Source organism: Mesorhizobium sp. NZP2077, from assembly GCF_013170805.1.
Taxonomy (GTDB): domain Bacteria; phylum Pseudomonadota; class Alphaproteobacteria; order Rhizobiales; family Rhizobiaceae; genus Mesorhizobium.
In genome coordinates this window covers 5860193-5872662 of the sequence record NZ_CP051293.1, presented here as the reverse complement: position 1 = coordinate 5872662, position 12470 = coordinate 5860193, and the positions used below count along the sequence as shown (strand labels likewise).

9 protein-coding genes are annotated in these 12470 nt (G+C 65.0%); all 9 read right to left on the bottom strand.

Annotated elements, in window-relative coordinates; genetic code table 11:
* Positions 1-4 precede the first annotated feature (4 nt).
* Genes HGP13_RS29295 through tssF form a run of 9 tightly spaced genes read right to left on the bottom strand, consistent with a single transcriptional unit; the run spans position 5 to position 12470 of the window.
* The gene (locus HGP13_RS29295) at positions 5-838 is read right to left on the bottom strand and encodes a PAAR-like domain-containing protein (RefSeq protein WP_172232278.1); all 834 of its coding nucleotides are present in this window, start codon (positions 836-838) and stop codon (positions 5-7) included.
* A gap of 2 nt (positions 839-840) precedes the next feature.
* Positions 841-1383 carry a type VI secretion system-associated protein TagF gene (gene tagF / locus HGP13_RS29290; RefSeq protein WP_172232275.1) on the bottom strand — a complete coding sequence of 181 codons (543 nt, stop codon included), beginning with the start codon at positions 1381-1383 and terminating at the stop codon, positions 841-843.
* A complete protein-coding gene (gene tssM, locus HGP13_RS29285) occupies positions 1365-4901 on the bottom strand; it encodes a type VI secretion system membrane subunit TssM (RefSeq protein ID WP_172232272.1) in 3537 nt (1178 codons plus the stop codon). Before tssM ends, tagF begins: the two co-directional genes overlap by 19 nt.
* 1 nt (position 4902) lies before the next feature.
* Positions 4903-6225, bottom strand: coding sequence for a type IVB secretion system protein IcmH/DotU (icmH, locus tag HGP13_RS29280; RefSeq protein ID WP_172232269.1), 1323 nt, complete (start codon positions 6223-6225; stop codon positions 4903-4905).
* A 4-nt stretch (positions 6226-6229) separates the two neighbouring features.
* Positions 6230-7564 (bottom strand): type VI secretion system baseplate subunit TssK, encoded by a 1335-nt coding sequence (tssK, locus tag HGP13_RS29275; RefSeq protein ID WP_172232266.1) that lies wholly within the window; start codon positions 7562-7564, stop codon positions 6230-6232.
* Positions 7565-7603: 39 nt separating this feature from the next.
* The gene (gene tssJ / locus HGP13_RS29270) at positions 7604-8056 is read right to left on the bottom strand and encodes a type VI secretion system lipoprotein TssJ (protein WP_172232263.1); all 453 of its coding nucleotides are present in this window, start codon (positions 8054-8056) and stop codon (positions 7604-7606) included.
* A gap of 3 nt (positions 8057-8059) precedes the next feature.
* Positions 8060-9532, bottom strand: coding sequence for a type VI secretion system-associated FHA domain protein TagH (gene tagH, locus HGP13_RS29265; protein WP_172232260.1), 1473 nt, complete (start codon positions 9530-9532; stop codon positions 8060-8062).
* On the bottom strand, positions 9529-10632 hold the full coding sequence (gene tssG / locus HGP13_RS29260; RefSeq protein WP_172232257.1) for a type VI secretion system baseplate subunit TssG: 1104 nt from the start codon (positions 10630-10632) through the stop codon (positions 9529-9531). The genes tagH and tssG overlap by 4 nt, the downstream gene beginning before the upstream one ends.
* The gene (tssF, locus tag HGP13_RS29255; protein WP_172232254.1) at positions 10596-12470 is read right to left on the bottom strand and encodes a type VI secretion system baseplate subunit TssF; all 1875 of its coding nucleotides are present in this window, start codon (positions 12468-12470) and stop codon (positions 10596-10598) included. Before tssF ends, tssG begins: the two co-directional genes overlap by 37 nt.

Sequence of the window (12470 nt, the reverse complement as noted above, 5' to 3'; positions counted from 1 at the left end):
CTCGTCACCCAATTGCCACGGGCATATCGTCGATAAAGTTCTTGGCATACTTCGCGGCCGGAGAGCCTTGCGACGTCGAGCATCGACCACAATGGGGTTTGACTGATTCCGGCGTCGAGAAATGAGCCAGGAAGGCGTCGGGCGATTTCTCCATGTTACACCCACCCATCTCCCACGCAACGCAGAGCGGCGGTTGATGATCATGAACCATCTCCTGCTTCATCTCGTCGTTGGGAGGTGTTGGAACCAGTTTTGAGTAGCGACCCCGTCGGGTCTTCTTGCATTGCCAACAGGCCTTGCCGTTGACCTTGGCCGACTGGTCATCGGTGCGTTTTGGACGGTGCGCGACCCGGTCATATTTGACCGCGCATTTCGTCGTCTTCTGATCCGTGGTCAACGTTGCCAGAAACTTGTTGAACGCGGCCGGGTTGACGCAATTGGGCGGCGGGTCACTGGCGGTGTTCTGGTCCATCGTGTCGCCATGACGATCGACGCCCTTGCCTTCCGCCTTCACCGTGAACGACCATAGTTTGAAGACGCCCTTGCCCTTGATCTGATGGGTTATGACTCCCGCGCCGAGGCCTTGCGTTGCCGGCTCGTTGCCGGTGCTGGTCGAGATTTCCGACGCATTCTCGATAGCTGTCGGCTCGCCGTCGATCTTGACGCTCTTGGTGCCCTTGGTCAGGTCGGATGACGACAGCATATTGACGTAGGGAACCGGAACCGGACCAGCGGGTGGGGATGGCGGCGACAGACAGACATCGCCGGGCGCAATGCCCTGGCCGTTGCTGCCCTTGTGGAAAAAGCCCATCTTCTCGGCATAGACGCTGAGCCCCATGATCATGGCTCCTGTGGCACGGCACGCGCCGCGCGCATTGCCGGCAGCGCGTTGTCGGCGAGGTCATGAATGTCAGCGAAGGCGAGTTCACGCACCTCCCAGTCATCCGTCCAGAAAACAATGCGCTTCAGTGCGGAGAACTGTCTTGGCGGTTCCAGCGCTCGTAGGCGCGCCGCGATGTATTGCTGGTCCCAAAGCTCCTTCACAGTCAGATTGGCGATGTCCGCCATGCCCTCGAACCAGGGATCCGCCGCCTCTGGCATCGCGCCAATGCTCACAACAGCGAAAGGATAGCGGCGGCCGACACGGTCCTGGCTCATGCGCCAGGCACCGGCGCAGGGTTGTTCGCCAAAAATCGCGCCCTGGATGACGAAGCGCCAGACGCGGTCATCGAGGTCCTCGTGCTCATCCGGCCGCGCGCGCAACTCCATCGACATCCAGCGGTCCCAGCGGTCGATGAAAGTCCGCGGCAGGTTGGCGGCGACGAAATCTCCGGTCGCCGGGATCTTGCCGAAGAATCCAATGTTTATATCTGCGGCGGACATGAGAATTTCTTGAACATCTCCAGATTGTAGGGGTTCTCGACGCTGGCGGCCTTGAGTTCGAAATCGGCCCACATTCCCTTCGTGCCCAGGCGCAGGCTGTAGACATCGGACAGCGAGGTGCCGGCGAAACGGCCGTTGCGCAGCATCCTCAGCCACGCCCAACTGCCGGTCTCGTTGAGCATGATCTCGGGCGAGCCGTCGATGGGCTGGAAGGCGAGCGAGATAACCCCGGTGCCGTCCTTGCCGGGCCAGGTCATCGGTTGCGGCCGCGTCGCGTTGTTGAAGTAGACCAGCGTCTGGCCATCGAGATTGAGCGTCACGCGCGTGACGTTGGCAGACAGGTCCTTCGGTTCGAGCGTAAAGCTCATCACCGGTCCGGTCCCACCGGGAAAGAGATCGTCGCGGATATGCCTGGCCTGCTCGAACGCCGCCAGCGCCGAAGGATCGAGGCCGAAATCGGCGCGCCATTTCCACGGCTGGCTGGTGGTGTCGACATAGTTGATCAGGTGGTCGTTGATGAAACCGTCGATCAGCCCGGCCGGTCCGAACAAACGGGCGAAATCGCGCACATTGACGTCCACCGCGCTGTCGGCGCTGAACGGATAGCGGTCGTTGAGCGCCGCCTGGCAGAAAGGCAGTATATCCGCCCGCCAGATGGCGTTGAGCTCCGATGTGACCGCCTTCTGCGTCAGATTGCTTGTGTCACCGGCAATGCCGCTAAGCCAGGCGTTGATAGGGTCGGGCAGGATCTGTGCTTGCCTCGCAACCGCGCCGGTCAGCTCAGCAAGGCCGCCTTGCTTCTTGATGGCATCCTGCGGATTGGGGTTGGCGGTGACGGTCTGCAGGACGTTCGACAGCGCGGTCAGCGCGACAACGGCGGCATCAAGCGCAGGCGGCTGGCCGTCGACCTCGGCAATGGTGCTCTTCAGCGGTTTGAAATGTTGGGCCACCAGATTGCCGGTCAGGTCGACCTCGCTGGCTGAGCCGGCGCGGGGCAGCAGCTTCGCACCGCTCGTCGCCAGCTTGCCGAGCTTGCCCAACTTGCCGAGCAGTTTCGAGGCGCCCTTGGCCGCCGCCTTGTCGTCGGCGGGCGCGTCGTCGGAACGCGTCAGTTCGGTCTCCTGAACTATCGCCGTCAGCAGCCGCTTCAGGGCTGAATCGGCGCTCGAGAGATCCTTCAGATTTTCGCTGGCGACATTGAGATCGGTCAATGGCGCGAGCCGCATGTCGCGCAGGAAGCTGTCCCATTGCGCGATGTAGTCGTCATAGTAGAGCTTCAGAATATCCTCGGACAGAGCCGAGACCGAGGTTTCGGAATTCTCCGAGCAGCCGCCGGCGAAAACCGCGCGATCGAGCGCCGCCTGGGCGGCGACATCGTCGATGCGGTCGAGAATGGCGTCGTGGAAGCCGGCATAGGTGAAGGCTCCGGCAATGCCGACGCGAAGCGTCTTGTCGGACCGCCGCGCAAACACCTTGCCACCATTGGGACCGGCGAAATTGGCCGGGATCCACTCCTTGAGCCCGGCCACCTCCGGATCGGCCAGCAACTGCTTGTAGGCCCGCGCCGGCAACGAGATCGTGCACACTGTTTTCAGCGCTTCGGCAACCAGCGCCTGGTCGGGCGCGACATAGCTTTCGTCGACCGCCATGCGGCGGATGGCGGCAAGCTGATGCTCTTCAGCGTCGGCGGTCGGAAAGGGTGCCGCGGCTGCGAATTCCGGCAGGCTGTTCACCCACCAGTTCTGGGCGAAATCGGGGTCCATCTGCGACAGGCCTGTCATCATGCGATAGGTCTTCAGCGCCCCGAGCATGATATCAGGATCGCGGATCTGCCGCCACATGGTCGCCTCGAGCAGCGCCACCATGCGCGGCTCGAGCACGTTGCGCAGGGCGTGGTCGTAGGTGTCGGTCTGTGCCCGCACCAGTTCGGCCGAGGCCGATGGCCCCAGCAGATCCTGGGGCGCGCCCGGCGGTGCAGTCCGGGCGCTTGCGACCGCGTCCATCGCCTCGAGCGCGCCGTCTATGGCGGGCTGCTGCACCGATGCCGGGTTTGCGGCAGTTGCGGTCAGCGGCGTTTGCAGCGCTTCGAATTGGCTCGCCTGCGCCGTAATCGCGTTGCGGTTGTCGAAATAGGACCAGGTGAACAGCCCGCCGGCCAGCAAGGCGGCCGCAGCACACGCTGCCGCCGCACCGCGCCAGATCCAGGCGCGGCGGCGTTGCGCCAGCGGGTCGAACGTACCGAGGCCGGCTTCCCTGAAGATGACTTCGGTGAGTAGGTTCTTCAGGAAGAAGCTGCGTTTCTCGACCCTTGGCGCGGGCAGGGTCCGCCGTGGTGGCAGGCCGAACGATGACGACAGCGCCGCGGTCAGGCGGTCGATGGGCGCGCCTTCCTGCGTCGCCGAAGTCAGATAGAGGCCACGCAGCCAGGCGGCCTCTTCATAGCGGCTTTCGCCGAACATCGCCTCGACCAGCACCTGGATCGGTTCGGACAGGCTGGACAGCTGGGCAGGAAATCTGAAGATCTCGGCGCGGGCGGCGAGCTTGTCCTCGTCCTCCAGGCGCGGCACCAGCCGCCGCTCGAGTTCCGTCGCCAGCGTCGAAATTTCGCGTTCGATGGTCTTGGCATCGACACGCGCATCCAGCGCAAAGGTCGTTCCCCAGACCTGCTCGCGCGCGGCGGTCGACAGGCCGCCGAAGAAAGCCTCGAAACCCTTGATTAGATCGGCCTTCGTCAGCATCAGATAGACCGGAAGGCGGATTTCGAGCCGGTCGTTGAGCTCGGCCAGTCGGCGACGGATCTTGCGGCCATGTGCCTTGATGGCTTCATCGCCCTCCGAAAGCACGTCGATCGAAAGCGCGACGATCACGCCGTTGAGCGCGCGGCGGCCGCGATGCTTCTTCAAAAGGTCGAGGAAGCCCAGCCATTCCGCCGCGTCGACGTCGGGCTGGCTCTCCTGCTGGACATAACGGCCGGCGGTGTCTATCAGAACCGCGCTCTCGGAAAAGAACCAGTCGCAGTTGCGGGTGCCGCCGACGCCTTGCAAATCGTCCGTGAGGTCGATCGGAAAATTCAGTCCGGATTGTCGCAAGGCGGTGGTCTTGCCGGTGGCCGGCGGCCCGACGATCACGTACCACGGCATCTCGCGCAGGAACTTGCGCCCGCCGAGCTTGCGCCGCTTCAGTTCGGCCATCACCTCGGCGAATTTGGCACCCACGGCGGCGACGTTCTCTTCGCCGGGGCTGAGCGGCTTCTCCGCCACGGGTGCCGCGATCTCGGCGACGAACATGCGGTTGGCGCGGATCGCCCGGCGCTGGGCGACGATCAGCCAGATCAGCCAGAAGATGATCAGCCCCGCGATCATGGCAATGCGCACATTGTCGGAATCGAAAGGCGAATAGGGACCGACCCTGACGATCGGACCGAACACCCAGATGACCAGGGAAAGCAGCGTGATGCCGATCAGCGTCCACAGCCAGCGCGATGTCAGGACCGCCCAGAGGAAGCGCAGGATGAACATCTCACAGCCTCTTTTCGAGGAGCACCTCGACGCGGCGGTTCAAGGCTCGCCCCTCGCGCGTGCTGTCGCTGGCCACCGGATCGGTGGCCGCGCGGCCCTCGGAATGAACGCGCTCCTGCGGCACGCCGTTCCGGACCAGCATGTCGGCGATCGTCTGGGCGCGCGCCTCCGACAGGCGCTGGTTGGTCGACAGCGGGTTGGTCTTCTGCAGGGGAACGCCGTCCGTATGACCGATCACCGTGATGTTCCCGATCAACTCCTGATTGGCGAGGATCACCTTGGCGATCGAACCGATCAGGGGTTCGAAGCCGTCGCTCAGTTGCGGCCGCGACGACTGGAACAGTTCCGGGTTGGAAGCCTGGATGATCAGCTTGGCCAGCGAAACGCTCTCGGTGCCGCTGAGGGCGGATTTGAGATCGGCCGGCGCCCCGGCCTGGAATTCCGGCAACAGCGCAAAATCCACTTTTTCCGGTGGCGGGGCATCGACCTTGGGCGACGTCCGGCTGATGTCACCGCGTTCGGGCGGCGGCAGCGCCCGCACAAGGGCTGATAGTTCGACCGCCTGGCTGCTCAGCCCCATCGACAGCCCGATATGGATGGCGGTGGCGACAACCGCCGCGCCGAGCGCCATCACCCAGATCGGCACGATGAAGCGCTGTGGCTCGTCGGAGGCGATTACGCCCTTCCAGTTTGGCGACAGCGGCGCGCCCTCGGCGTCGGCATCGCGCAGGAAGCGTGCCGCCGCCACGCGAACGGCGTTGAGCGAGCGGTCGCCTGACCGCCCGGGCACGCGATATTTGCCGCGGAAGCCGAGCGCCATGCAATCATATTGCAGCTCCAGCAATTCGCGGTCGCGGTTGGGATGGCGCTCCAGTTCGTCGAGACGCGTGAAGAACTGCGTGCCGGCATCGACATCGCCGCGCAGCATGACCACAAGCGGCTGCCGCGGCCAGGCACTGGCCCCGCCCCAGGGCGTGTTCAGAGCGAGATCGTCGAGCAACGCCGCCACGACCCAGGCTGCCTGATCGGCCCGCTCCATAGAGGAGCCCGTCGCCATTGCCGTGTCGCGTGCCCGAACCAATTCTTCGAGCAATCGGGTGCGCAACGCTTCCGGGTTCTCCGGCGCCAGCGCGCTTTCAAGCTCGGGCGCGAATTCGAGTAGGGGTGCGAATGCGTTGACGAGCGCGTTCGGGTGGGTGCGAGACCGCTTTACCGCCGCGCCCGGCAACAGCGGCGCCATCGGCCGCGGCATCGGCGCACCGGTCAACCGTATGCGGGTGCGTTCGCGATCCTCCGACAGTCCGAAAGGATCATCGCGGCTCATCATCTCACCTGTTCACCGAGTAGCAGTCCACCTGCGGCTCGCTTGGCAACACCCCCGAAACGCCGATGACGAAGCCGGGAGCATCGAGCAGCGACGCCCAGTGCTCGCTTTTCTGGTCCAACTCGAGGCACAGCCGATCGCCATCGTAGGGAATCTCGCGCGGTTGGGAATGAAGCGGTTTCAGCGGGATGCCGGGCAAACGCGATTTCCACAGCCCTTCGAACTGGTCTGCTGAGCCGACTGTCGCCTGATTGACGAATATCTTGCGCAGCGCGTCCTCCGACAGCTCCGAACCGACCCGGATGACGATCCGGCTGGCCACCAGCAGCTTCGGGTTGTCGATGCGGATTTTCCAGACATTGGTCGAGTGCCGCATGACCGGCAGCGCCCGCGATTTCGGCTCGATGTAGCGCAGGCTGAGGATGAGCGAGCGCAGCGCATCCGCCAGCGCCATATAGGCGGGCCCCGGTGCCATGTGATCGTAAGCCGGCAATTCGCCCAGCCGACGCGCGCTCGATCCGTAGGTCGCCATCGAACCGGCGAGCCCGGCAAGCTCCAGGTAAAGCTCGGCCGGATGGAAGACATCCTGCGCCAGCATGTGCGCCAATCGCGGCCGCGCCGCATTGGCGAGGTTGAGCATCAGCAGGTCTTCGACGCTGCGCCCCGGCCCGCCCATGACCATCTTGCCATGCGCCTCCGCGATCTGGTCGAGGCCGGTGACGACTTCCAGCAGCAATTGCCGATACCAGGCCACGGCGCCGGTCACCAGCGTCGGCGGCAGGAAAGTCTCGTCCAGCGAGACGCCGCCATCGGCTCGAACCCCCTTGAGATCGGCGATCGGCAAGGCCGTGTAGCCACCGACCGACTTGCCGGGTGCCAGCAGCAGCGCCTGCGGACGGGCGATTTCGATTTCTTCAGGGTCTGAACCGCCCTGGACGGCGTCGCGCACCGAAACGATCCGCCCATGATAGCGAGCACCCGAGGCGGTGGCGTGTGCGGGATCGAAGCCGACACCACCGGGCGGCTCAAGCGGCAAGGCGACCAGCACCGGTCCGGCAGCTGTATCGGAGGTGACCGGCAGCGGTCGTGGCGCATCCATCATCTCCGGAATGGCAAAAGGTGTCCCGTCCGGGAAGATGCCCCGTGCCGACAGGATGGCGACCTGGCCGGCGTCGAGCAACGCCTGGTCCAGCGTCAGCTGTTGGAAGCCGAACGTATGCAGCTGCCCGGCCTGCAACGCGCCGCGTACCGTCGCCTCGAAAAAGCGATCCTGCTGCTGGAAATGCTGGGTCCGCAGGAAAAGGCCCTCGGACCACAGCACCCTGTTTGCATCGCTCATGCCACTACTCTCTGCATCGAGCTCCCCTTGCCCTGGCCGTCAGGCGGAAATGCCGCCGCTGCCAAGCGAGACATTGATCGTGAATTTCGATCCCGACGACACGGACTTGGTCGTGCGCCAGTTCCTGCCGGTCGGATCGCGGATCAGCGCGACGAAGCCCAGCGCCGTCGCGTCCGGTTCGACGGTGATGGTCTTGGACGCGGATTTACCCGGCCCGACGGCGATCTGGTCGGATCCGATGAGATCGCCTGCCAGCGCCGAGCCGGCATCGCCCTGCAGGGCAAAGTAGTCGGCGGAATTGAATTTGCCGGTGCTACGCAGCCGCATGACGAGAACCGTCACCGGCCGGTCGCCACCGCCAGGTCCCGGGTTCATGCCTGCCCCGCCGGTCACGTTGACGGTGATTACCGAAGGTTTCGGCGGACCGCTCTGGCAAGCCGTAAGCAGTCCGGTCGCGCCCAGGGTAACGATAAATTCGCGTCGGTCGATCATGTCTCACTCCTCCTCGTATGCGTCCCGAAAATCGGCGCCGATTTCGCCGAGAAAGCTTTTCTCGGCACTCTCGGCGATTTCACGATGGCGTTTCTGGTAGAGCTCCCACAGCTTGGCGCCGCGCCCGCCCGAAAACAGGGTGCCGATCGCCGAATTCGATTTCAGCTCTTCCTCGATCACAGCCGGGTCAAAACGGTCGACCATGCGTCGCAAAGCGGCCTGCACGCCGCGCCAGGCGCGCACGTGATGCTGCGCGAGATCGCGGATCGCGTCGGCGATAGCCGCTTCGCCGGCCAGAAATCCGGGGCTGCGCTCGGCGATAAGCGTGACGATGGCGTCGTCGACCGTCGGCAGGAACTTGAGCGGATTGACTTCGGAAGCCCCGACCATGGTCTGGGCGACGCGGGCGTTGCCCTTTTCCTCGGCCCGCTTGCGCAGAAGCTGCATCAGGCCCTCCATCATCAGCCGGTATTCGCGGCCGAACTTCTCCATTTCGGCGATGCTGTCACGCCCGGGGAAATCGGCTTCCTCGACGCCCATGCCGCGCAGGAATGCAGAGCGAAGCGCCATGTCGCCCAGCTGCGCCGCTGCCGGCAGGCGGGCGGGTTTGGCGGCAGCACCAGTGCGCGCTGGAGGCGGGGCATCCGCCGCCTGCACAGGCAGATCCCAAGGATTGGCGGATTGCGGTCGTGGGGCGATGCGCTCGCGCCGCCCGTTCGAGTCGACGCCGTTTGCCGAACTGGAAACGGCCGCTGGTCCAAAACCAAAGTCATCCTTGAATTCGGACGGCTTTCCGGCGGCGGGTTCGGTTGGGTGGTTAACAGAAGGCACCGGGTCGAGGCTGAACGGATCCGCGAAGCTTGGTGTTTTGCCAGTTTCGGGACGAGGGCCAACGCCCATCGACCCAGGCGTCGAAACCGGATCGAGGCTGAACGGGTCATCGAAAGCAGGCGAGCTGCGCTGGCTTGAGGCGGCACGCTCGAACGCGGCCGCAACCGGCTGCTCGAACGGGTTGGGCAAATCGGCCGGGCGTGGCCGCCGCGGCTCTTCCTCGACCTTGGCGGAAAAGAAGTCGTCACGGCCGATGCTCAGCGGCACCCGCGATGCCGGCGGCAAGCGTTCCGCAACCGGCTGGCTGGCGGCAGGTGCCTGGGCGGTTGGCGCCTGCAGGTCGACATAGACGACATAGTCGCCAAGTCTCAGCCGCATGCCGCTCTGAAGGCGCGTCGACTGGCCGGCACCAAGCGGACTGTCGGAGTCGTTTATGTACAGCCCGCTGCTCGACGTGTCGGTGACGAAATAGCCGTCTCGCCCGCCCGTGATCTTGCAATGGGCGCGGGAAACGAACATGTCGGGATCGTTGATCTGCCATCCGGCGTCGGCGCTGCGGCCGATCACCAGCTCGCCTTCGTCCAGCCGGGTCTGCCGTACCGCCTGGGTGCGTGGCCCTTGCTCCAGCGTCAGCAGCAGGCTCATGCCGTGACCCCCGCCATTTCCGGCCGCCATCCGACAATTGTCCGCAGCCGCAAATCGTCAGCATCGCCCCTTTCGGCGGGCCGCGCAAGCCAGGCGGTCCGGCCAAGCTGGACCGTTCCGATGCGCGGTGGCGGCACCGCTTCACGCGCCAGCACGATGCGCAGGTCGACGTCGAGCGTCTCCCCGACCATGTCGCGAACGGCCTGCTTGAACAGTTTGAGGCGCGAGCCTTCCGGCAGGAACGCCTTGAACTGCTCAAGATCGAGAGGGCCGACGCGCAGCTCGATCCTGCTTTGGCGGTTGAAAACGCGCGGGCCGATCGTCGCCCCCCGGCCGAGCCCTGCGTAGGCTTTGGCGAGGCGGGTCTGCAGCCCGGTCGGTATGGTTATCCAGGCGGCGATGAACTCCTTGATCTGGACCCGCACTCTGAACGCTTCCGCCAGGAACAGCGTCAGCCGCTCCGGGCCGTCGACCTGGCTGGCTAGCGACGCGGCCTGGCGAAGCTTGACGGTATCGAGATCAGGATTTTTGGTGCCGGGAAGCCCGATCCCCGCCATTGCTTCAAGCATGGCGCGGACGCGGCCGCCGACCGCGCGCTCGACCTGGACCGCCGGATGCGCGTCCGCCCAGGCCCGGTAGTAGAGGGCGATCATGCGGTGCTGAAGGATGTTGACGAAGTCCACGAATGTCGTGTCGCTGGTCTGCTGTGCGTCGGCGCCTCCGAACCAACGCTGCGACAGGCGGTCGAGCACCCAGCGCGTCAGATGCAGCGGCATCGGGCCTTCAGGCCCCAGCAGCCCGAGATTTGCAACCGTGACCCGGGCCGGCGCCTTGTCGCTGGCCTCGCGGAACTGCACCAGGTCGCGAGCGGAAAAGGCGAGCCGCACATGCTGGCCGAGCCGTGCCGGCTCGCGGTCGGGGCGTCCGGAATGGCCGAACAGGCCGCTTCGCTGTTCGAGACGGCGCAGCAACTCGAAAAAGTCGAACGCTTCGGACAGACCTTCGGCCCGGTTCGGGCCCGTCTTGCCTAGATCAGGTGTCTTGTCCAGATCAGGTGTTTTGTCTAGATCAGGTAGCGATTGCCGGGCGTCATCGGCCATGGCACATCCTCCTGCTTCTGCAGCAGCCGCGTGCGGGTTCGCACGAAGCCGTTTATTCCGGCATGACGGGCAAACAGCCGCGCCAGCAAGGCCGAAAGCAGCAAGCTGCTTTGCCCGGCCAGCACCGACTGATCGACATGCAACGTCACTTCCGTGCCGCGCCCGAAGCACATCGGCCCATCAATCTGCAGCCGTTCGATCACCGACCGTGAGTCGATGCGCACGATCGAATGCACATTGCGGGCAAGGCCAGGGTCTCCGCGGTCGGCATAAAGATCGAGCAGCGCATGCAGCGGATCGACGCCGCGGCCCTCCTTGGCAAGGCTCAAGAAATTGAGCGCCAGCTGCGCCACCAGTCGCCAGGCGAGATCGTCGGCCCGGGATTCGCCATCGGCCCCCGTGGGCAGCGCCGCGGGGATGGCCGGCTGCGGCGGACGCAACGCACCGAGCAGCCGCACGGATTCGACGGGGTCGCCGGCCTCCAGCGTCAAGGTCGGATTGTCATCGAGGATCGGCAGGTCACGGTTGGTGCAAAGCGCCATGATGTCGAGCCGCTTCAACGTCCGGTTTGCGGGACTTGCGAGCGGCCGGGATACGGCCAGGAACACATCGTCTCCGGTGTATGAGGTGCGGGTCAGGCCCTCGCGCCGTTCATCCTCTGTTGCCCGGCGTGGCCGCCGTTCCGTCGAATAGACCCAGCCACTGCCGCGGTTCTGGCCGAGGCTGAACAGCTCCGGTATCTCGGCGTCGCTGCCTTCACTGTCGGCATCCTCGACGCGGAGCACACGATAGATCTCGAAGTCGCGCGCCCGCGTGCGGTCGGCATGCAGCACCTGCCGTGTCTTGCGCGGATCGAGTTCGACGACGTTGCACTCACGCTCGAACAGATTGATGATCGGCGTCGCGAAAAGTTCGAAATCCGCCGGCGTCAGGTCGGCGAGTTCGGGCGCCGGACGGCGGAACAGGAAGATGATCTCCAGTCCGGCCTCGCATTTGCGCACCACCGGCTGCAGTCCCAGAACCCGCACATAGTGAAAGCGCTCGGGCATGACGAAATATTCGCGCAGCAGCCGGTAGCCTTCGAATGTCGGGCGGGTGCGCGGCATCAGGGCCTCGTCGTCACTGATGCCGACCATTTCAGGTGCTGGCAAGGGCGACAGCCGGTTGGTCTTGCCTTCCGGTCGAGCGCCAATGGCCACGCAGGCGCCGAAGATCGCGTCGAACAGCAGCGGCGCCTTGGTGCGTCCGGCAAAATAGAGGTCAAGCCGGTCGAGCGCCAATTCGTCGAGTTTGCCTTTTCCGGTCGGCGTCAGCGCCAGACGCAGCGCCGCCTCGCCGCCGATACCGCCTATCGGTCCGATGCCGGCCGCCGCCAGCGCACTGCGATCCTGAAAATAGCTGACCGACGTGATCGCTATCGGCCAGAGCGTCATGTCCTGCGCAGTGGAGAAAGTGCAGCGCGTCGACAGGCCGGGTTGCAGGCTGGAGACCAGCCGCGTGTTGCGCTTGACGACGTGGCCGGTGGGCATCGTCTGCACCTGCTGGCCGGGTTTCAGCACGGCCATCGCCGTCGCGGGCGCCGGCGTGACCAGATCGGGATAAAGGACGTCAAGCACGCTGCGCGAAAATCGCGAGCGCTCCGCGTCGACTTTCAGCCGGGTGCGCGCGGCGAGAAAGGCGACGCCGTCCAGCAGCCGCTCCACATAGGGATCCGGGCAGGGCACCGTATCGAGCGAGAGGTTGCGCGCCACCGCCGGATGCATGTCGGCGAACTCCGCCGCAAGGCCGCGGATATGGGTCAGTTCCTCCTCGTAATATTCGACGAAAACCCGATCCAT